Consider the following 20142-nt stretch of genomic DNA (forward strand, 5'->3'; position numbering starts at 1 on the left):
GTCAGGTGTCCTTTCCGGAGGTCTCTGGGGGGTCGTGGGGTTCGAGGTCGGCCTGCTCGCGGTCGTCGGCTTCGCGGACGATCGCGGCCAGGTCGCCGAGCCGCTGCGGCACCGCGATCGGCCGCCGGTCGGTGCCCGCCAAGTCCGGGAAGCGGTCGGCTCCCGACGCGTCGAGCAGCAGCTCCTCGACGGTGCGGCCGCACACGCGGCCCTGGCAGGCGCCGAGGCCCGCGCGCGTGGTGAGCTTGAGGGATCGGAGGCCCGCGCCGTCGGTCTCCGCGGCGGTCGCTCGGAGCCGGCCGACCCCGACCTCCTCGCAGCGGCAGACGAGCGTGTCGTCGTCGAGCCAGTCCCGCCAACCCGGGCGGATGCCGTGGGCCGCGGGGATGCGCGCGGCGAACCCGGTGAACGCGGCCCGCCGCCGCACGGCGGCGCGGTCGGGTTCGGCTCCGGCCGCCGCCGCCCCGGCGATCGCGCCCTCGGCGAGCGCGAGGTCGACGCCGCCGATCCCCGTGATCTCGCCGGCCGCGTACACGCCCGGCACGGTCGTCTCCTGCCGGTCGTCGACGACGACGAAGCGGCGCGTGTCGACCGTGCACCCCGCGGCGATCGCGAGCTCGAGCCGCGGGGTGAAGTCGTGCGTGACGCAGACGGCGTCGACCGCGATGCGGCGCTCCGTGCCCGGCCGCGGGCGCCAGTCGGCGTCGAGCCGGGCGAGCGTGACCGCCTCGACGCGGTCGGTGCCGTGCGCCGCGATCACGACGGTGCCGGTGCGGTACGGAATCCGGTGCCGGAGGAACGCGCCGACGTACCCGAGCAGTTCGCCGGCCTTGGACGCGGTGCGGAGCAGCCGCCACGGCCGGGCGGACCAGCCGCGAGCGATCCGGCCGACCGCGCTCGCCTCGGCCACGGCGAGGACCCTCGCCCCCGTGCCGGCGACCGAGACGGCGACCGGCAGCAGGAACGGGCCGGCACCGGCGATGACGACCCGGTCGCCGACCCGCACGCGCTCGCCCTTCGCCAGGGCCTGCGCGGCGCCGCCCGTGAACACCCCGGGCAGCTGCCATCCCGGGAACGGGAGCGTGCGATCATGAGCGCCGGTGGCGAGCACGAGGGCGTCGGGGCGGAGGCGTTCCATGCGTGCGCCGACGGCGTCGACCCGGCCGGTCGCGAGGTGCACGGCGAGCCCGCACGGCGACACCGGGTCGGGCTCGATCGCCCAGACCTGCGCGCCCAGCCGCACGTCGCAGCGCGGGTCGCCCTCGACGCGCTCGTGCAGCGCGAGGTAGCGCGTCCATCCGTGGTGCCCTCGTGCCTCACGCGCGTCGCCCCGCTCCGCGGGCGGGTGGCGCCAGTACTGGCCGCCCGTGAGGTCGGCGCCGTCCACGAGCGTGACCCGGGCGCCCGCGTCGAGCGCGGCCTCGGTCGCCGCGAGACCCGCGGGCCCGGCGCCGATGACCAGGATGCCGCGGCTCACGGCGTCTCCTCGCGCGCCGCGTCGGCGCCGCCGGCATCCGTCGCCCCGGGCTCGTCGCGCACCGGTGTCGGCAACGCGTCGTGCTGGGTGACGACCCGATCGCCGTCGACGGCGCGCCGCCGGCAGAGCCGCACGTCGCGCTCGCCGTTCACCTCGGCGATGCAGTCGAAGCAGACCCCGATGCCGCAGAACATCCCTCGCGGCTCATCGCGGCCCGAGCTGCGCCGCCAGGAGGGTCGGCCCGCGGCGATCAGGACGCCGGCGAGCGTCTGGCCCGCCGTGCCGCCGATCGGCTGCCCGTCGAGGTGGATCTCGATGCGCGTGCTCGAGTCCGCGGGGACGACACCGCGGCGCCTGGGCATGCCGGCGGTCATCGGGCGTCCTCCGCGAGGTACGGCGCGAGCCCGGGGCGCGCGACGGCGAACGGTGCGGCGTCGATGGGCGTCGCGGTCCCCGCGATGAGCGCGGAGAGGATCGCCGCCGTGCCGGGCGCCAGCCCGATGCCGGCGCCCTCGTGGCCGACGGCGTGCCAGAGGCCCGGGCACCTGGGGTCCTCGCCGATGACCGGCAGGTGGTCGGGCAGGTACGGCCGGAAGCCGCTGTAGCTGCGCATGACCGACGCACCGGCCAGGAAGGGGAAGAGCAGGATCGCCTTTCGCGCGAGTTCTCCGACGATCGCCGCGCGGAACTCGTCGCGGAACCCGACCTGCTCGCGCGAGGAGCCGATGAGCACGGTGCCCGAGGCGGTCGACTCGACGACGCTGCTCGTCTGCAGGTCCGCCGACGACGAGCCGACGGCGCCGACGTAGTCGGCGTCGTACACCTTGTGCCGCACGCGGTGCGGCATCCGCGTCGTGACGAGGACCATGCCGCGCCGGGGTCGCACGGGAACGGATGCGCCGAGCACGCGCCCGGTCTCCGCCGCCCAGGGCCCCGCGGCGTTCACGACGAGGTCCGCCGGAAGGCGGCGCTCGCCGCCGACCGCGGAGCGCACGGCCACGCCCGCGATCGCGCCGCCCGAGTCGCGCAGCGCTCCGACCACCTCGACCCCGGTCTCGACGCGGGCTCCTGCGCGACGGGCTGAGGCGAGCAGCGCCTCGGTCGCGATCACGGGCTGCACCTGCGCGTCGTCGGGATAGTGGACGGCCGCCGTGACGGCCGCCGTGAGGTGCGGCTCGAGGGCGTGCGCCTCGGCGGCGGTGACGACCTGTGCGTGCACGCCGGCCTCGCGCTGGACGCGGGCGAAGTCGAGCAGCGGGGCCGCGCCTGCGTCCGTGGTCGAGACGACCAGTCCGCCCTTCGGCTCGAACTCGATCGCCGGGAACCGGTCGCCGAGCTCCTCGCGCAATTCGTGGGCGAGCGCCGACCAGCGGCGGCGCGAGAGCTGGGCCAGCTCGAGCTCTGCACCCGGCGCCTTGTCGCTCAGCAGGATGTTCCCCTCGCCGCGACCGGACGTGCCCGCCGCGGGCGCCGCCCGGTCGAGCACCGTGACGTCGTGTCCGGCGCGGGCGAGCTCGCGCGCCGTCGCGGCGCCGATGACCCCCGCACCGATCACGGCGATCCGACTCATCCGCACCCTCTCTATCGGCGATGGCGTGGCAGTACTATGTCACACATTTCTATCGGAGGGAATGCCGGGACCCGCCCGTTCGGGCGACATCCGCATCGGAGGACGGCGGGGACGGCGACGTCCGTCAGCCGTCCTCGGGCCGACCCGCCCACCAGCCGATCACGTGCGCCAGGTGACGGCGCATCAGCTCCTCCGCCGCCTCGCCGTCGCCCGCCTCGAGCAGTTCGAGCAGTTCGAGGTGCTCGTTCGCCGACGCCGAGAGCTCCTCGGTCGCGATGAGGTCCGCGAGCCCGGGGAGCCGGGTCTGGGCGCGCAGGTCGCTGACGACGGCGCTCAGCCGCGGATTGCCGGTGAAGTCGGTCACCGCCCGATGGAACTCGGCATCCGCCTCGAGGTAGTCCGCCAGGCTCCCCCGCGCCGCGCCGTCGACGATCCGGCCTGCGAGCGACCGCAGGCGCGGGTACTCCTCCGCCGGGATCCGGCCCGCGACGAGCCGGGCGACCGGCGGCTCGAGCAGCTGCCGCACCTCGACGAGGTCCTGCAGGTCCCGGTCGCTCACGCGCGTGACGCGGAACCCCTTGTTCCGCACGATCTCGACGAAGCCCTGCTTCTCGAGGTTGAGCATCGCCTCGCGGACGGGAGTGGCCGACACGTCGAAGCGGGCCGCGAGCGTGGGCGCCGAGAACAGCTCGCCGGGCTTCATCTCGCCGGACCGGATGGCGGAGGCGAGGGCCGCCTCGACCCGCTCGCGCAGGCTCGGCGGCTGCGCGATCGGCGTGACGCTGAGTTCGTTCGACATCGGCCTGTCTTCGGGGCGGCTGTGCCATGCGACACAGCACTGCCCTGAGCCTACCGACGGCGGTCGGAACGGACCAGTCTGAGCGCATGGCCCCCGGGCCCGCCCACCCCGGCGCAGCCTCAGCCCAACGCCGCGAGGTACCCGCTCGCGATCCCCGCCACCTTGTCGACGTAGTCGCTGTCGTGGTTGTACGAGTAGACGGCTCCGCGCCACCCCTCGGCGCTCGTCATCGGGCCGGACGCGCACAGGTACCGTGCTGCGGCGAGCGCGGCGTCGTCGATCTGGCTCGGGTCGGCGATGCCGTCGCCGGAGGCGTCGCTCCCCCACATGTCCCAGGTGGACGGGATGAACTGCATCGGTCCGACCGCGCGGTCCCAGGTGCTGTCGCCGTCGAGCAGGCCGTCGTCGGTGTCGTGGATCGCCGCGACGCCGTTCCCGTCGAGCGCGGGGCCGACGATCGTCGGCCGGGCTACGCCGTTCCCGTCGAGCTCCGCGCCGCCGTGGCTGCCGTGACCGGACTCGACCGCACCGATCGCCGCGACCGTCGTCCAGTCGATGCCGCACTCCGGTCTCTCGGCCGCGATGACGACGTGCGCGAGCGCATACGCCGAGAGCGCCCGCTCCGGGATGCCGGTCGCCGCAGCCACGGTCGACAGCCAGTCGGCGTCGACGTGCGGCGTGGGATCCGGGACCGGCTCGGACTCGGGTTCGGGCTCCACCATCGGGGCGAGTTCCGAGCCGCTCGCGGCCGTGGAGTCCGTCGACGACGAACCCGCCTCGCCCGACGATCCGCCCTCGTCGTCTGCGGCGGACGTCACGGGAGGCAGCGGAGCACCTCGTCCCTGCGCCGACGGCGCGGCGAATCCCTCGGGGTTGGTCGCGACGCCGAGCATCGTCACGCCGAAGACCGCGCCGATCACCAGCGCGACGACGGCCGCGACGAGACCGACGTAGCCGGCGACCTGCAGGGCGACCCCCCGCCAGGACAGGCGGCGATCGGGATCGCGAGGGCGACCCCCATACGCATCGTCGTCGTCCCAGGACATCCGTCACCCACCCCGCTCGGGTGCGGACCGGTCCGCACCCTGCGGGTCGGCACCACCGAGTCCGAGGAGCTCGTCGGCCACACCCGCTCGCCCAGACTAGCCGCGCGGCGGAGCGCGGAGGCTGGGAAGGTGCCGGATGTCCGGTGTCGTGCGGATGGCAGACTGGTGCGCGCCCCGATGCCCGCCGATCCCCTACGAGGAGTGCGACCGTGATCACCGATGCGGCGCGCGCGTTCCTGGCCGAACGCCATCTCGCGACCCTCTCGACGCTCGACCGGTCCGGCCGGATCCACTCGGTGCCCGTCGGCATCACCTACCTCGACGGGGTCGTCCGCGTGATCGGCAGCGGCGGTTCGCAGAAGTTCGTCAACGCGGAGCGCAGCGGGCGCGCGAGCGTGAACACCGTCGACGGCGCACGCTGGATCAGCTTCGAGGGTCCGGTCCGCGTCCTGACGGATCCGGAGTCGGTCGCGTTCGCCGTCGAGCTGTACGCGGCCCGGTACCGGCAGCCGCGCCCGAATCCCCAGCGCGTGGTGCTGGAGCTCACGGTCGAGCGCGTGCTCGGGTCGACGGGCATGCGAACGGATGCCGGCTGACGCGGCCGATCACGAGCGGGTCAGGTGCCGGGCTCCTCGATCAGCGTGAGCAGGTTGCCGTCCGGGTCGAGCAGGTGTCCGGCACGGAGCCCCCAGTCCTGCAGGCGCACCTCGTGGAGCCGCGGGAAGCCGGTCTCGCGGACGGGAACGCCGGCTGCGGCGACCGCCGAGGCGAGCTCGTCGACGTCGGCGACCCGGATCGTGCAGCGATGCGAGCTCGTCGCGGGATCGAGCCCGGGAAACGGGAAGAACTCGAGTGCGACCTCGCCGCGTCGGAGGATCATCCATCCCTCGTCTCGGAAGGCGCGCTCGAATCCGAGCCCGCCGTAGAAGGCCTCGGTGGCGTCGAGGTCGCGCGAGGGCAGGTTGGGCACGGCGCGATCGCGCGACGTCGGTTCCGGCATACCTCGCATCATGCCCTCGATCCCCGCGCGCGCCGATACCGGCGCGCGACGCGTCACGGCCTCGACGCGTCATTGAGTTGTGCACAATTCAATTGTGTGCCATCCTCTTCTCCATGGTCGTGACGGACGAGATGGTGTGCTTCTCGCTGTACGCCGCCTCCCGGGCGACGACGCAGCTGTACCGCACGCTGCTCGAGCCGTGGGGTCTCACGTACCCGCAGTACCTCGTGCTCGTCGCGCTCTGGCGCGAGGGCGAGCAGACCGTCAGCTCGCTCGGCGACCTGCTGCAGCTCGACTCGGGCACGCTCTCGCCGCTGCTGCGCCGCATGGAGCAGTCCGGGCTGGTGGTCCGGTCCCGGAGCGCGCACGACGAGCGCGTGGTCACCGTCGCCATCGGCGAGCGCGGCACCGCGCTGCGCGCCGAGCTGGCGCACCTCCCCGCCCGGATCGCCGAGGCGGCCGGTGTGCGCGAGGGCGATGCGGAATCGCTCATCCGCACGCTGCAGGGTGTCACGGCGTCGATGCACGCGGCCGCGGCATCCGCGCCCGCGCCCGCGCCCGCGCCCGACACGACCTCTCCCGCCGGCGGCTGAGCCGGCTCATCAGACCTCGCCCGCCGTCGGCGGGCCGACGAACGCGAAACGAAAGGAGCCGCATCATGCGCGCCCTCATCCACTCCACCTTCGGCGCCCCGGAGACCGTGCTCGCGGTCGAGGAGCGTCCGCTGCCCGAGCCCGGGCCGGGACAGGTCCGCGTCCGCACCCTGCTCGCGACGATCCACAACCACGACCTGTGGACCGTGCGCGGGACGTACGGCTACCAGCCCGAGCTTCCCGCCGCCGCGGGCACCGAGGCCGTGGGCGTCGTGGACGCCCTGGGCGACGGCGTGACCGGGCTCCAGGTCGGCCAGCGCGTGGTCACCGGCGGCACCTTCGGCGTCTGGGCCGAGTACTTCGTCGCCGGCGCGGCGGGGCTCATCCCGGTTCCGGACGGACTGCCCGACGAGGCGGCCGCGCAGCTCGTCTCGATGCCGTTCAGTGCGGTCAGCCTGCTGCACTCGCTCGACCTGAAGCCCGGCGACTGGATGGTGCAGAACGCCGCCAACGGCGCGGTGGGCCGCATGGTCGCGCAGATCGGTGCGGCGCGCGGGATCAACGTCATCGGGCTCGTCCGGCGCGCCGAGGGCGTCGCCGAACTCCGCGAGCAGGGCATCTCGAACGTAGTGTCCACCGACGCGGACGGATGGCGCGACGAGGTCGCCGCGCTCACCGGCGACGCGCCGATCGTCGCCGGCGTCGACTCCGTCGGCGGCGACGCGTCGGCCGACGTGGTGTCGCTGCTCGCCGAAGAGGGCACCCTCGTGGTGTTCGGCGCGATGCAGTCGCCCGACATGCGCATCCCGTCCGGCGACGTGATCTTCAGGCAGCTCACTGTCCGGGGGTTCTGGGGCAGCCGCGTGAGCCGCGACATGGACGCCGACACCAGGTCGATGCTGTTCGGCCGGCTCATGGGACACGTCCTCGCGGGTGAGCTCACCCTGCCGGTCGCCGGTACGTACGCGCTCGACGACATCGCGGATGCCGTCGACGCGAGCACGACGGCCGGCCGGGTCGGCAAGGTGCTGCTGCGTCCGTAGCCTAGGGCCTGACCTCCGTCCGCGCTAGACGGCGACGCCGCGCGCCCGGAGGTCGCCGGCGAACGCCGCACGCAGTTCGTCGTCGACCGTCAGGTCGACCGCCGCGAGCGAGTCGATGACCGAGTCGATGCGCGTCGAGCCGACCACCGGCCACGCGCCGGGCATCGCGTCGAGCATCGCCGCGAGCGCGGCGCGATGCACCGAGACGCCCCGATCGAGTGCGATCGCGGCGACGTGGGGCACATGCGTCGCGAGCGGGTCCGCCTTCGGCCCGCCGAACGGCGCGTACGCGAGGAACGGGATGCCGGCGTCACGGCAGTAGCGGTACTCGGTCGCCTCGTCGATGCCGAGCGCGAACCGGTTCTCGACGGCGTCGAGCGGCGTGATCGAGCGGGCACGGTCGAGCTGCTCGCCCGTCGCGTTCGACAGGCCGATCGCCCGCACGATGCCTTCCTCGCGGAGCGCCGCGAGCTCGCGGACGGATGCGTCGAGATCGTCCACCCGATCGGTCCGGTGCAGGAGCAGCAGCGACGGCGGGCTGCCGAGCACCTCGCGGCTGCGCAGCGCGTCGGCCCGCACGCGCTCCGCACTCGTGTCGGAATCCCAGGCGGCCCGGCCGAGCCGGAAGTGCCCGGCCTTGGTGATGATCGGGATGCCCGGCGACTGCATTCGGGCCGCCTGCGCGATCCGCTCCCCCGCCGCATCGTCGTCGACGGTGGCGTAGGCCCGGGCCGTGTCGATGGCGGCCGCGCCGGCGTCGACGGCCGCGCGGACGACCGCGAGCGCCCCGTCGATCGTGGCGCCCTCCTTCAGCACGAGGGAGGCGATGCCGAGCACGATGCCCGGAGTCGGCAACGCGAACCCCGTCATCCGGTGCCTCGCTGCGATGCGGACGCCACGCCCGTAACCTACCGCGATCCGGCGGCCGTCGGGCGGCCGAGCGGCCGGAGGCTCCCCCGGCGCTACAGCGATCCGGCCGCCACCGAGGCGACCGACCCGGGAATCGCCCACTCCGCCACCGCGGGTCCGACCTCGGTGCGCCCGCCTCGAACGAGCGCGGCGCCGGCGGGCACCTCGACCCGCACCCGTTCGGCGTCCGTGTGCACCACGACGTCTCCTGCGGGCCCCGGGACGACCGCGGACGCCCACGAAAGCCCGCCGAGGCGCGGCTCGACCTCGAAGCGGGCCCACCCGTCGTCGAGCGGCCGGAGGCCGAGCACCGCCTCCGGGAGGAGTGCGGCGGGGCCGGCCGCCCAGGCGTGGCAGAGGCTGCGACCGAAGGGCCGCCCGTACATCGCCAGGTCGTCGCCGCCGGTCGGCATCTCCTCCCAGAACGTGCCCGGCCCGATGTCGAGCATCGCTCCCCAGCGCCGTGAGATCTCATCCAGGACGGCCTCGTGCTCCCCGGCGGCGAGTCTCGCGCGCAGCCGGAACGCGGTCATGAACGGTGTCCCTGCGGTCCCGGTCCGGATGGAGGACGAGACCCCGTCGGGCACGCCGTCCGGGTGGAGGCCCGCGAGTACCGCGAGGAAGTTGGCGTACGGCGCCGGTGACGCGCTCGCGGCATCCGCTCCGAGGTAGTCCGCCCAGCGATCGGTGGCCTGGAGCCATCCGTCGGACCGGACGGTCGCCTCGACCCGGTCGGCGAGCGCCGCCCAGCGAGCGCCGCCCCGGTGATCGACCCGCCCGAGCAGCCGTGCCGCGCTGCGCAGTGCCCAGCTCCAGAGCATCTGCAGCGCGACCGGGTCGCGGCCGTCCTCGATCGCGAGCCCCCAGTCGAGGAAGACCGAGCCCGGTCCGGAGTCGACGAAGCCGCCGCGCTGAGCCTTCGGGCGGAAGATCCCGCGATCGTCGGCGAAGCGCGCGAGGTCGGCGACGAAGGCATCGACGTGATCCGCCTCGCGCGCGGCGAACGCGAGGTCGCCGAAGTACCGCACGTAGAGGTCGGCGTTGACGACCCACCAGAGCGAGTAGTCCGCGATGCCGTTGACGTAGCCGTGATCGGGTCGCCCGAGGGCGACCAGCCCGTCGGCCACCACGCCCCCGTCTCCCAATGCGAACGCGTTCGCGAGCGTGCTGAGCGCCTGGTCGCCGGCCCACGGCATCCGGTCCCGCTTGATCCCGTCGACCATGAGGCCCTGGTCGCAGGCGCGGAGCGTGTACTGCGCCGACGCCCAGATGCGGGTGAGGCGGTCGTCGGAGCATGCGAAGGCGCCGGGCCGGGCGAGCGGGGCGATGTCGGCGTCGACCCGGACCAGCTCGGGGGCCTCGCCCGTCGCGACCGTCAGGTACCTGAAGCCGAGCGGATGCCGCGTGGCCCAGCCCTCCGCGGTGCGGATGACGTCGTGGCGGGTCTCGCGATCCGCCTCATCGGCACGGGCCTCGGCGGGGCTCTCGCCGCTGCCGACCTCGGGCTCGGCGCCGGGCGGGAACCGCGGCGTCCCGAGGATCGGGGCGCCGAGGTCGTAGAAACCCCCTGGCATCCGGGAGGCGACGACCTCGACGCGACCGGGCGGATCGAGGTGGGGCGGCCGGTCACCTCCGGCGCGGAGGTCGATCGACCGCCATGGCCCACCCCGGAGGCCGGCGGCCCACCGGCCGAGCAGCGCGTCCACCGGCACGCCGACCGCCGGGACCTCGCCCGGCCGCGCGGTCACGTCGAACTCGACGACGGCTCCCGGGCCGGGGAGATCGATCACCGCGTCCGAGTCGGCGCCGTCCGCGACGTCGGCCGACCGCCCGGCATCCGTGCGCATCGACACCTCGAATCGGCCGACGATCCGCACCGTCACCCGGCCTCGGCCGGTCGCGATCGCGCGGAAGCGCGCCCTCGGCAGCGGCCTTCCGTGGTTGCGCGGGTAGTGCACGTGGCGGTTGGCGGCGAAGCCCTCGTCCACGAGGCGGCCGAGGAGGGCGAGCTCGTACTGGTCCGGGCCGTACGCCCAGCGCCGATGCGATTCGCGGGGGACCACGTCGGCGTCGTCGAACGGCTGCGGCGAACGAGCGCGGACCCAGCGCCGCACCTCGGCCGCCGACCGCGGCGGCTGCTGCGGCATCCCTCAGCCCTTCACGGCGCCGGAGGTCATGCCGGCGACGATCTGGCGCTGGAAGAAGATGTACATGATCAGGGGCGGGATCGTGATGAGCAGGACGTCGGCGAAGAGCAGGTTGAACGAGCTCACCGACTGCGAGATGTAGTTGAACGTCGTCAGCTGGACCGTCGCGTTGTCATCGCCCGGCAGGAAGTACAGCGCGTACGTGAAGTCGTTGAACACGAAGACGGCCTGCACGACGATGACGGTCACGATGACCGACCGCAGCAGCGGGAACACCACCCGGAAGAACAGCTTCACCGGTCCGGCGCCGTCGATGATCGCCGCTTCGTCGAGTTCGCGTGGGATGGTCGCGACGAAGGCCCGGAACAGCAGGATGCAGAACGAGAGCCCGAACGCGACGTGGACCGCGATGAGTCCGACGAGCGTCTTGAACAGGCCGAGGCCCTGCAGCACCCAGATCGTCGGCACGACGGCCGGCGGGATGATGAGGCCGGCGAGCACGAGCGAGTTCACCAGCGGGTTCCACCGCGACTTCCGCCGCTGCAGCACGTAGCCGACCATGGCGCCGAGGACGACCATGATCGCGACGGCGCCGACGGTGAGGAGCGTGCTGTTGACGAAGGCGCGGACGAGCAGCCAGTCCCGGTTCTGCAGCACGGTGGCGAGGTTCTCGAAGAACACCCACTCGGTCGGCCAGCTGAACTGGAGGAACGACGCCTCGGCCTGCGTCTTGCCGGCCGTGAAGACGATGAAGAGGAACGGCACGATGAAGACGACGATCGCGACGAGGATGGCGACCGAGCCGCCGCCCCATTTCCAGGCGACGCTTCTCATTGGTCGGCCTCCTTGCGGTTGAGCCACCACGAGAGCGGGAAGATGATCGCGGCGACGACGACGAAGAGCACGACGTTGCCCGCGGTGGAGAGGCCGAAGAACCCGGCTTGGTACTGCTTGTAGATCACCGACGCGAGCACGTCGCTCGTGAAGCCGGGGCCGCCGCCGGTCATCGCCCAGATGAGGTCGAACGAGCGCAGTCCGCCGATGAGCGAGAGCAGCACGACAGTGACCGTCGCGGGCCGGAGCAGCGGCAGCGTGATGTGACGGAAGTTGTTCCAGGCGCCTGCACCGTCGACCTTCGCGGCTTCGAAGTACTCCTGCGGGATCGCGACCATGCCGGCGATGTAGATGAGCGTCGCGAGTCCGACCCCCTTCCAGATGTCGACCAGCGCCACGGAGAGCAGGGCGATCGACGGATCGGTCAACCACGCCGGACCCTGGATGCCGACCACGGCGAGCGTCTGGTTGATCGGACCGTCGAACGGGTCCATCAGCACCTTGAAGAGGATGCCGACGCCGATCGTGCTGACGAGCACGGGAAAGAAGATGGTGGCGCGGAGGAACCCGCGCCCGATGATCTGCGAGCTGAGCAGGACGCCGAACAGGAGGCCGAGGACGACCTTCGCGCCGGAGGTCAGGAACGCGTAGATGAAGGTGTTGACGAAGCCCGTGACGAGCTGCGGCTCCTGGAAGAACCGGACGAAGTTGTCGAACCCGATGAATTCGACATCGAAGAGCGTCCACCGCGTCAGCGAGAAGTAGAACGACGCGATCGTCGGGATGAGGAACAGCACGACGTAGAAGACGCCGGCGGGGATGAAGAACCAGCTGGGGTAGGGGCTCTTCATGGGCTTCCGCTTGCGGGTCGTCGGAGGCGACGTCGCGTCCGATCCCGTCGCGGTGCGGCCTGCGGCCGTCACGGTGGTCATGGTGTCTCCCGGGTATGGCTGCGGGGCCGGGCGGGCGGCCCGGCCCCGCAGTGCGGTGGTACGGCTTACCAGCCCTCGATGCCGAGCTGCTGGGCCTGCTTCTTCACATCCTCGTCGTACTGCGATGCGCCGTCAGCCGCCGAGGTGATGCCGGAGCCCACGGCGACGGTGATCTGCTCGAGGGCCGGTCCCTTGATGGGCGAGAGGAACTCGAGCGCGAGGTTGGTCTTGCCGTCGTCGAAGTACGGCTGGAGGTCGGAGACCATCGCCGGCACGTCGTCCGGCAGGCTGCAGCCCTCGACGACGAACGGACCCTGCGGGGCGTTGGCCTCGGACTCGATGTCGCAGGCCTCGGGCGTCGTGAGGAACTCGAGGAACTGCTTGGCGGCGTCGAGCTTCGCACCCTCGGTCGACTGCGGGACGAAGACCGTGTAGGTCGGCATCCAGACGGTCAGGCCGAACGTCGAGGCGTCGTCGCCGGGGATCGGGAAGGAGCCGACGGTGTCGGCGGCCTCGGGGTTCGTGGTCGCGAGCTGGGAGGCCGCGAACGTCAGCATCGGGTAGTGGGCGCCCTCGCCGGTGGCGACCATCGAGACGCCGTCGGCGTAGGTCGCGGAGGCGAAGTCCTCGTTGAAGAGCCCGGCGTCGTAGGCCGCCTGCAGGTGCTCGAAGCCCGCGAAGGCCGGCTGGTCGACGTACTTCGCCTGGTTGTTCGTGTACTTCTCGGCCCAGTCCGGGTCCTCCGCGAGGACGTTGTTGAAGTCGCCGAGCACGAAGAGCTGCGAGGTCCAGGTGTCGCCGTAGGTCTGCACGATCGGGGCGGCCACGCCGGCCTCCTTGATCGCCTCGCTGTTGGCGATGAACTCGTCCCAGCTCTCGGGGATCTCGAGCCCCAGGTCGGCGTAGATGTCCTTGTTGTAGAGCATCGCGCCGGCCATCGACTGGCCCATCGGCACGCCGTAGACGCCGTCGTCGGTCGCGACGCTCTTGATGAAGTTCTCGTCGAGCTTGTCGACGTACGCCTCGTCGGCGATGTTCACGAGCGTCTGGTCGGGATTCAGCGCCTGGAGGAGCGAGCCCGAGTTGTACTGGAACAGGTCGGCCATCTCGCCTGTGGCGAGGCGGGTCTTCACGACGTTGTCGCCGTCGGCACCCTGGGGGCGGGTCTCGACGGTGATCGTGATGTCGGGGTTCTCCTCGTGGAAGGCATCCGCGAGGGCCTCGGCCGTGGCGACCGTCGACTCGCCGTTGTCGACGAGGAACGAGAGCTCGACCGCTCCGCCGTCGGACTCGGAGTCGCCGGCGCTGCAGCCGGCCAATGCGAGCGACAGGGCGAGACCGCCTGCGCCCAGGGCGACGATCGAGCGTCGCGTCGTACGGGGGACCATCTTCTTTACCTCCATGTAAAGCAACTGCGCTGTCGGGTGCGCCGAAGTTCTCGGTGCTGTGGCGCCTGCCACGTTAGGAGCGTGCCGAGCGTTTGTCAACCGATCTACACACTCGTGACGTAAATCGGTCTACATCAGACCGCCCTAGGCGTAGATCGATCTACCGTTTTCGGCGGGAACGTGTACAGTGACAACGAGTTCGCTCCTGACGACGACGCGAGAGGAGGGCGGGATGACCGACGCGAGGGCGGCGACCATCGAGGATGTCGCGCGGCAGGCGGGGGTCTCCCGCGCTGCGGTCTCGAAGGTCATCCGCAACGCCTACGGTGTGAGTCCGGCGATGCGCGAGCGCGTGAACGCCGCCATCGAGGCGCTCGACTACCGGCCACGCGTCGCCGCCCGCGCGATGCGCGGCTCGAGCTTCACCCTCGGGATCGAGCTGCCGCACATCGGCAACCCGTTCTTCACGAAGATCGTCGCCGGCGCCACGACCGCATTGCAGGGCACGGGCTACCAGCTCATCATCGCGCCCGCCGACGAGAACGGCGACGAGGGCATCCGCGCGCTCGGTGCGCTCGCCGACCGGCAGGTCGACGGCATCATCGCCATCTCACCGCTCGTCTCGACCGAATGGCTCGAGCGGCTCGGCGCGCGCATGCCGGTCGTGATGATCGGTCGGCACGATCGCTCCGAGCACTACGACACGGTGACCGGCGACGACGCCGAGGGCACGCGTCTGGCGATGACCCACCTGTTCGAGCTCGGCCACCGCCGGATCGCGCACCTCACCCGGAGCGAGGACGTGACCGAGCCCGGCTCGGGCACGCCGCACGCCATCCGGCTCGACGGGTACCTCGCCGGCATGCGTTCGGCCGGTCTCGAGGACGAGATCCGCGTCGTCCGGACCGGCATGACCGAGGATGCCGCGCGGCTCGACGTGCTCTCCCTGCTCGGCGACGACCGGCCCACCGCGATCTTCGCTGGCAACGACGAGCTGGCGCTCGGTGCGCTCCGCGCGGTCGGCGAGGCCGGCCTGTCGCCGGCGGACGTCTCGGTGGTCGGCTACGACGACGTCGACATCGCCAGCCACCCCGCGATCTCGCTCACGACCATCGACCAGTCGGGTGTCGAGATGGGCGACCGCGCCATCCGCCTGCTGCTCGAGCGCATCCGCGACGCACGGACGGAACCGACGCACTTCTCGGTCACTCCGGCCCTGAAGGCGCGCGGCTCGACCCGCGCCGTCCCCGCCGGATAGCTCAACGATCCATCTCCGGCCCAGCCGGCCGCTCCCCCGGAAGGACGTCGATGTCTCCGACGCTGCCACCGTTCGACCTCACCGACGCGAACGCGCGCGTGCACTCGGTTCGCACCCAGTACCCGGACGGCCTCCTCGGCGTCCCCGGGCGTGGCATCCGGCTGTCCTGGCGCGCACAGGGCGGCGCACCGCAACTCGGCTTCCAGGTCCGCTGGGCGGGCGACGCCGACGGCACGTCCGAGGCCGTCGAATCCGACGACTCGATCGGCATCCCCGCGCCCGGCGGCGACGTGGCTCCGGGCGCCGAGCGGCGCTACGCCGTGCGGATCGCCACCCGCGACGGCTGGTCGGACTGGAGTGACGAGAAGGCGGTCGAGGCGGCGGTGGACCCGGCCGAACTCACCGGTCTGCCCATCGGCGGGCCGGGTCGCGTGGACGACCCCGTCACGCTCCTGCGTACCGCGTTCCACCTTCCGGCGGAGCCCGTCCGCGCCCGACTCCGCGCCACGTTCTGGGGCGTCGGCGAAGTCCGGATCAACGGCGCGAGCGTGCTCGGCGAGCACCTGGCTCCCGGCTGGACCGCGTACGACGAGCGCATCGTCCTCGGCACCTGGGACGTCACCTCCTCGCTCACCGCGGGCGAGAACGCGCTCGGAACGCTCCTCGGCGACGGCTGGTACCGCGGCCGGCTGGGCTGGGAGGACGAGGTCGAGCACTACGGGCCGGAGACGGCGGCGCTCGTGCAGCTCGACGTCGACTGCGCCGACGGCACCCACGTGCGCGTCGCCAGCGGTCCGGACTGGCGGCGATCCGTGGGGGCCGTCCGCATGGCGAGCCTCTACGACGGTGTCGACATCGACCTCGCCGCCGACCCGACCGGGTGGGACCGGCCCGGCTTCGACGATGCAGGGTGGGCGCCGGCGCAGGAGGTCGACGTCGACACCTCCGTCGTCGAGCCCCGGATCACGACCGGCGTCCGGACCGTGGGCGAATGGGCGGTCGAGGTGCAGCCGCGCGGTGGGCACGTCTTCCTCGACCTCGGCCAGAACATCGCAGGATGGCTCCGGCTGACGGTCCGGGGCGACGCGGGCGACCACGTCGTCGTGCGCCACGCCGAAGTGCTCGAGGTCGACGGCACGCTGCACACCGCCGCGCTCCGCACCGCCCGCGCATCGGACACCTACGTGCTCGCGCACGACGGCGAGAGCGTCCTCGAGCCGCTGTTCACCTTCCACGGCTTCCAGTACGCCGACGTCGCGGGTGCGGAGGTCGTCGCCGCGACCGCCGTCGCGATCTCGAGCGCCGACCGACCGCGCTCGACCTTCGAGTGCGCCGACCCGCGCCTCGGGCTCCTCCACTCGAACGTCGCGTGGTCGCAGCGCGACAACTTCGTCTCCCTGCCGACGGACTGCCCCCAGCGCGACGAGCGTCTCGGCTGGACCGGCGACGCGCAGGCGTTCGCGCCCACCGCTTCCACCCTGTTCGACGTCGAGTCGTTCTGGCAGAGCTGGATGCGCGACGTGGAACTCGACCAGGACACCGACGGCGCCGTCGCCGCGGTCGTACCGAACATCCTCACCCGCGACCAGTTCCCGGCCGACGGCGGTGCGCACAGCGTGATGGGCCGGGCCGGCTGGGCGGATGCCGCGACCATCGTGCCGTGGGCCGTCTACGAGTCGTACGGGAGCGAGGAGATCCTCGTCCGCCAGCTCGACTCCATGCGTCGGTTCGTCGACAGCCTCGAGCGACGAGCCGGCGAGCGAGGGCTGCTGCCGACCGAGTTCCAGTTCGGCGACTGGCTCGACCCGGATGCGCCGGGCGACCAGCCGTGGAAGGCCAAGGTCTCATCGGACTTCGTCGCGAACGCGTTCTTCTCCCGGAGCGCCCGCCTGCTGGCGGACGCCGAGCGCGTCGTCGGCGACCCCGCGCGCGCCGACCTCGCCGAGCGCCTCGCCGATCGGGTCGCGGCGGCGACCTGGGCGGAGTGGGGCGAGGCCGCCGTCGAGACGCAGACCGGCGCGGCGATCGCGCTCGAGTTCGACCTCGCGCCCGCCGCAGACCGCGAGCGCATCGGCGAGTCCCTCGCCCGGAACGTGCGCGCCGAGCACGGCCGCATCGCGACCGGCTTCCTCGGCACCCCGCTCGTGCTGTTCGCGCTCGTGCACACGGGTCACGTCGATGAGGCGTACCTCATGCTCCTCCGCCAGGCCCCGCCGTCGTGGCTCTACCAGGTGGAGATGGGCGCGACCACGGTCTGGGAGCGCTGGGACGCGATCGGGCCCGACGGCAGCATCCACTCCGGCGAGATGGCCACCGGCGACAGCTCGGGGATGATCTCGTTCAACCACTACGCGTACGGCGCCGTCGTCGACTGGATCTACCGGTACGTCGCGGGCATCGCCCCGACGCCCGAGCGACCGGGGTATCGTCGCATCGTCGTGTCGCCGCGCCCGACCGCGTCAATCCCGTGGGCTCGCGCCTCGATCGAGTCGCGGCTCGGGCCCGTCGCGATCGACTGGACGCTGAGCGACGGCGACCTCGCGATCGACCTCGAGGTCCCGTACGGCGCCGAGGCGGTGCTCGACCTGCCGCTCACGGATGCGTCGGAGGTCACCGTCGACGGCGAGGCCCTCGTGTCGGACCGGCTCGGCCCCGGCCGCCACCGCATCACGGCGACCGCCGTCCGCGTCGCGGAGGTCCCGTCGATCGAGACGAGCGCGGCGGCCGGCTGACGCCTCCGTCGCCTCGGGTCCTCACCCCGCGCAGAGCAGTGCCGGTGCGGCTTCCGCCGCACCGGCACTTCGTTCGTCGAGGCGCTGGATGACGCCTGGTCGGTGATCCGGCCGTGCACGCCGAAGCCGGGTGGGCGGGAGACTCGATCCCGCCCACCCGGCGTTCGTCGTGGCTACTTCACGGCGAAGGAGGCCGCGGCATCCGCGTCGACCGATCCGCCGACGGTCACCTCGTAGGTGCCGGGCGCGGTGGCCCAGTCGCCGGCCGCGGTGTCCCAGTACTCGAGCAGGTGCATGTCGGCGAGGTCGTCGGCGGACAGCGTCACCTGCACGTTGCGGTGCTCGCCGGGCTCGAGCGTCACGCGCTCCCACCCGATGAGGCGCTTCGAGGGCTCGCCGGTCGAGCTCGGCAGCTCGAGGTAGACCTGCGCGACCTCGGTGCCCGCGACGTCACCGGTGTTGGTGAGGCGGAACCGCACGCGGATCTCCTTGTCGCCCGAGGTCGACTTCGGCGTGACACTGACCTTGTCGTACGCGAACTCCGTGTAGCTGAGGCCGTGACCGAACTCGAACAGCGGCTCGATCTCCTCGGCCTCGTACCAGCGGTAGCCGACTTTCAGGCCCTCGCTGTAGTCGACCTGGAGGGTGCCATCGGCATCGGCGATGCCCGGGTACTGCGCCTCGGACTGCGCCGTCGGCGTGTCCTCGACGGAGACCGGGAACGTCATCGGGAGCTTGCCCGACGGGTTCACGTCGCCGTACACGAGCTCGGCGAGCGCCGGGCCGAACTGCTCACCCGAGTGCCAGGCGTGGAACACGGCGTCGACGTCGTCGATCCACGGCATCTCGACGGCCGAGCCCGCGTTGAGCACCGCGACCGTCTTCGGCGCCGATGCGGCCACGGCCTCGATCAGCTCGTCGCCGTTGCCGTCGAGTCGCAGGTCGGGCAGGTCCTGGCTCTCGCCCATCGTGTAGTGGCCGAAGACGATCGCGACATCGGCGGCGGCCGCGACATCCGCTGCCTGCGCCGGGTCGGCGCCGTCGTCGAAGACCACGGATCCGCCGGCCTCGCCGACGCGCTCGGTGAGCGCGGTGAGCGGGTCGACGAGCGCGTCGCAGTTCAGCACGGTCCCACCGGGTCCGAACGGGAAGTCCCACGCGCAGCCGGTCTCGGCGCTGACGCCGTCGGTCGGTTCGGTGGACGCGGTCTGGCCGATCACGGCGACGGTGAGGTCGCCTTCCGCGAAGGGGAGCACGCCGTCGTTCTTCAGGAGCACCGTGCCCTGTTCGGCGATCTCCTTGGCGAGCGCCTTGTGCTCGGGGGTCGACACGTTCGCGACCGGAGTCGCGGGCACCGGGTGGTCGAAGAGCCCGCCCGCGATGTACGAGTGCACGACTCGGAAGGCCGCCTCGTCGATGCGCTCCTGGGTGATCTCACCCGCCGCGAGCGCGGCATCCAGTCGAGCCGGGCTGAACCAGCGCGGCCGGTTCAGCTCCTGGTCGAGCCCGGCGTTCAGCGACGGCGCGGTCGAGTGCACCGAGCCGAAGTCGCTCATGACGTAGCCCTCGAAGGGGTAGTCCTGACGGAGGCTCGTCGTGAGCATGTCGTTCTCGCACGCGTAGACGCCGTTGACCTGGTTGTACGAGCACATGAGGCTGCCCGGGTCGCTGTTGCGGACGGCGATCTCGTACGGGAGGTCGTAGATCTGCTTGAACGTGCGCTCGTCCATGTTGGACGAGCTCGACTGCCGCGCCTCCTCCTGCTCGTTCGCGACGTAGTGCTTGAGGTTGGCGATCACCGGCTTGTCGGGGTTGCCGTCCTCGAGTCCGCGCACGTTGGCGGCGGCCATGAGGCCCGACAGCACGGGGTCCTCGCCGAAGTACTCCGAGCCACGGCCCGAGAGCGGGGTCCGGCCCGAGGCGATGCCCGGTCCGAGGATGACGGCGCTCCGCTTGTCGAACGACTCGCTGCCGTGCGCGATCGCCTTCTCCTCGCCGAGCTCGAGGTTCCACGTCGCCGCGACGGCGATCGGGCCCGGCCATGCGGTCGTGCCGGCCGAGAGGTACACGCCGTCGGGTCCGTTGGCATAGACCACGACCGGCGTGCAGGGCAGCTGTGCGGGGTACACGACCGGGTCCTCGCCGTTGAACGCGGGGTTCCACGTCGTGCGGGTCGGGTCGTTCGCCGGCTGCTCCGCGAGCCAGCGGTACTTCTGGTGCTGGCTGCTCGCGTCCAGCAGCGCGTTCGCGCGCTGCTCGGCGCTGAGCGACGTGTCCATCCACGCCACGGCCGCGCAGTCGACCTCGTCGGCGGCCGCCGGAGCGGCGACCGTGAAGAGCACGGGAACGGCGAGCGCGGATGCCGCGAGTGCCGCCACCGCACCGCGGCGCCGGCGAGCCGACCTCGGCGGCGC

At 72.4% G+C, this 20142-nt stretch carries 17 protein-coding genes; 5 read left to right on the plus strand and 12 right to left on the minus strand.

The window, feature by feature from the left end; translation table 11 throughout:
* Position 1: 1 nt before the first annotated feature.
* The 5 genes from ABD230_RS15970 to ABD230_RS15990 all read right to left on the minus strand — a co-directional run bounded on the left by ABD230_RS15970 (position 2) and on the right by ABD230_RS15990 (position 4892).
* The gene (locus ABD230_RS15970; RefSeq protein WP_344376634.1) at positions 2–1477 is read right to left on the minus strand and encodes an FAD-dependent oxidoreductase; all 1476 of its coding nucleotides are present in this window, start codon (positions 1475–1477) and stop codon (positions 2–4) included.
* On the minus strand, positions 1474–1851 hold the full coding sequence (locus ABD230_RS15975) for a (2Fe-2S)-binding protein (protein WP_344376637.1): 378 nt from the start codon (positions 1849–1851) through the stop codon (positions 1474–1476). Before ABD230_RS15975 ends, ABD230_RS15970 begins: the two co-directional genes overlap by 4 nt.
* Entirely contained in the window at positions 1848–3047 is a 1200-nt protein-coding gene (locus ABD230_RS15980) for an NAD(P)/FAD-dependent oxidoreductase (protein ID WP_344376640.1), read from the minus strand. Before ABD230_RS15980 ends, ABD230_RS15975 begins: the two co-directional genes overlap by 4 nt.
* Before the next feature lie 124 nt (positions 3048–3171).
* Positions 3172–3846 carry a GntR family transcriptional regulator gene (locus ABD230_RS15985; protein WP_344376641.1) on the minus strand — a complete coding sequence of 225 codons (675 nt, stop codon included), beginning with the start codon at positions 3844–3846 and terminating at the stop codon, positions 3172–3174.
* Positions 3847–3965: 119 nt separating this feature from the next.
* Positions 3966–4892, minus strand: a complete 927-nt coding sequence (locus ABD230_RS15990) for a lytic transglycosylase domain-containing protein (protein WP_344376644.1) — start codon at positions 4890–4892, stop codon at positions 3966–3968.
* 209 nt (positions 4893–5101) lie between these two features.
* Here ABD230_RS15990 and ABD230_RS15995 point away from each other — a divergent pair, with 209 nt between their 5' ends.
* Complete coding sequence (locus ABD230_RS15995) at positions 5102–5488, plus strand: TIGR03618 family F420-dependent PPOX class oxidoreductase (protein ID WP_344376651.1); 387 nt, start codon at positions 5102–5104, stop codon at positions 5486–5488.
* Positions 5489–5508: 20 nt separating this feature from the next.
* Here ABD230_RS15995 and ABD230_RS16000 read toward each other — a convergent pair whose 3' ends face one another.
* Positions 5509–5892, minus strand: coding sequence for a bleomycin resistance protein (locus ABD230_RS16000; RefSeq protein WP_344376657.1), 384 nt, complete (start codon positions 5890–5892; stop codon positions 5509–5511).
* A 113-nt stretch (positions 5893–6005) separates the two neighbouring features.
* On the opposite strand from ABD230_RS16000, the gene ABD230_RS16005 reads away from it, so the two are divergent.
* On the plus strand, positions 6006–6485 hold the full coding sequence (locus ABD230_RS16005; RefSeq protein ID WP_344376663.1) for a MarR family winged helix-turn-helix transcriptional regulator: 480 nt from the start codon (positions 6006–6008) through the stop codon (positions 6483–6485).
* Positions 6486–6550: 65 nt separating this feature from the next.
* A complete protein-coding gene (locus ABD230_RS16010) occupies positions 6551–7528 on the plus strand; it encodes a zinc-binding dehydrogenase (RefSeq protein ID WP_344376682.1) in 978 nt (325 codons plus the stop codon).
* A 24-nt stretch (positions 7529–7552) separates the two neighbouring features.
* Here ABD230_RS16010 and ABD230_RS16015 read toward each other — a convergent pair whose 3' ends face one another.
* The 5 genes from ABD230_RS16015 to ABD230_RS16035 form a co-directional block, all read right to left on the minus strand.
* A complete protein-coding gene (locus ABD230_RS16015; protein ID WP_344376731.1) occupies positions 7553–8398 on the minus strand; it encodes an aldo/keto reductase in 846 nt (281 codons plus the stop codon).
* A gap of 92 nt (positions 8399–8490) precedes the next feature.
* Entirely contained in the window at positions 8491–10584 is a 2094-nt protein-coding gene (locus tag ABD230_RS16020; RefSeq protein WP_344376737.1) for an alpha-L-rhamnosidase-related protein, read from the minus strand.
* 3 nt (positions 10585–10587) lie between these two features.
* Positions 10588–11418, minus strand: a complete 831-nt coding sequence (locus tag ABD230_RS16025; RefSeq protein ID WP_344376756.1) for a carbohydrate ABC transporter permease — start codon at positions 11416–11418, stop codon at positions 10588–10590.
* A complete protein-coding gene (locus ABD230_RS16030; RefSeq protein ID WP_425546248.1) occupies positions 11415–12350 on the minus strand; it encodes a carbohydrate ABC transporter permease in 936 nt (311 codons plus the stop codon). The genes ABD230_RS16025 and ABD230_RS16030 overlap by 4 nt, the downstream gene beginning before the upstream one ends.
* A 65-nt stretch (positions 12351–12415) precedes the next feature.
* Entirely contained in the window at positions 12416–13738 is a 1323-nt protein-coding gene (locus ABD230_RS16035) for an ABC transporter substrate-binding protein (RefSeq protein ID WP_344376776.1), read from the minus strand.
* A gap of 232 nt (positions 13739–13970) precedes the next feature.
* Here ABD230_RS16035 and ABD230_RS16040 point away from each other — a divergent pair, with 232 nt between their 5' ends.
* Both ABD230_RS16040 and ABD230_RS16045 read left to right on the plus strand, forming a co-directional pair.
* On the plus strand, positions 13971–14996 hold the full coding sequence (locus ABD230_RS16040) for a LacI family DNA-binding transcriptional regulator (RefSeq protein WP_344376782.1): 1026 nt from the start codon (positions 13971–13973) through the stop codon (positions 14994–14996).
* A 50-nt stretch (positions 14997–15046) separates the two neighbouring features.
* Positions 15047–17728, plus strand: coding sequence for a family 78 glycoside hydrolase catalytic domain (locus ABD230_RS16045; protein WP_344376786.1), 2682 nt, complete (start codon positions 15047–15049; stop codon positions 17726–17728).
* 173 nt (positions 17729–17901) lie between these two features.
* Here the strand turns inward: ABD230_RS16045 and ABD230_RS16050 are convergent, their stop codons facing one another.
* Positions 17902–20106, minus strand: a complete 2205-nt coding sequence (locus ABD230_RS16050) for a beta-glucosidase family protein (RefSeq protein WP_344376789.1) — start codon at positions 20104–20106, stop codon at positions 17902–17904.
* Between the last annotated feature and the right edge of the window lie 36 nt (positions 20107–20142).

Source organism: Agromyces tropicus, from assembly GCF_039531345.1.
Lineage (GTDB): Bacteria > Actinomycetota > Actinomycetes > Actinomycetales > Microbacteriaceae > Agromyces > Agromyces tropicus.

Bases quoted from the DNA above. Each gene is read 5' to 3' on its own strand.
- ABD230_RS15990 (WP_344376644.1), bottom strand. From the start codon at position 4,892: ATGTCCTGGGACGACGACGATGCGTATGGGGGTCGCCCTCGCGATCCC.
- ABD230_RS16010 (WP_344376682.1), top strand. From the start codon at position 6,551: ATGCGCGCCCTCATCCACTCCACCTTCGGCGCCCCGGAGACCGTGCTC.
- ABD230_RS16020 (WP_344376737.1), bottom strand. From the start codon at position 10,584: ATGCCGCAGCAGCCGCCGCGGTCGGCGGCCGAGGTGCGGCGCTGGGTC.
- ABD230_RS16000 (WP_344376657.1), bottom strand. From the start codon at position 5,892: ATGCCGGAACCGACGTCGCGCGATCGCGCCGTGCCCAACCTGCCCTCG.
- ABD230_RS16045 (WP_344376786.1), top strand. From the start codon at position 15,047: ATGTCTCCGACGCTGCCACCGTTCGACCTCACCGACGCGAACGCGCGC.
- ABD230_RS16035 (WP_344376776.1), bottom strand. From the start codon at position 13,738: ATGGTCCCCCGTACGACGCGACGCTCGATCGTCGCCCTGGGCGCAGGC.
- ABD230_RS16025 (WP_344376756.1), bottom strand. From the start codon at position 11,418: ATGAGAAGCGTCGCCTGGAAATGGGGCGGCGGCTCGGTCGCCATCCTC.
- ABD230_RS16015 (WP_344376731.1), bottom strand. From the start codon at position 8,398: ATGACGGGGTTCGCGTTGCCGACTCCGGGCATCGTGCTCGGCATCGCC.
- ABD230_RS16030 (WP_425546248.1), bottom strand. From the start codon at position 12,350: ATGACCACCGTGACGGCCGCAGGCCGCACCGCGACGGGATCGGACGCG.
- ABD230_RS15985 (WP_344376641.1), bottom strand. From the start codon at position 3,846: ATGTCGAACGAACTCAGCGTCACGCCGATCGCGCAGCCGCCGAGCCTG.
- ABD230_RS15980 (WP_344376640.1), bottom strand. From the start codon at position 3,047: ATGAGTCGGATCGCCGTGATCGGTGCGGGGGTCATCGGCGCCGCGACG.
- ABD230_RS16040 (WP_344376782.1), top strand. From the start codon at position 13,971: ATGACCGACGCGAGGGCGGCGACCATCGAGGATGTCGCGCGGCAGGCG.
- ABD230_RS16005 (WP_344376663.1), top strand. From the start codon at position 6,006: ATGGTCGTGACGGACGAGATGGTGTGCTTCTCGCTGTACGCCGCCTCC.
- ABD230_RS15975 (WP_344376637.1), bottom strand. From the start codon at position 1,851: ATGACCGCCGGCATGCCCAGGCGCCGCGGTGTCGTCCCCGCGGACTCG.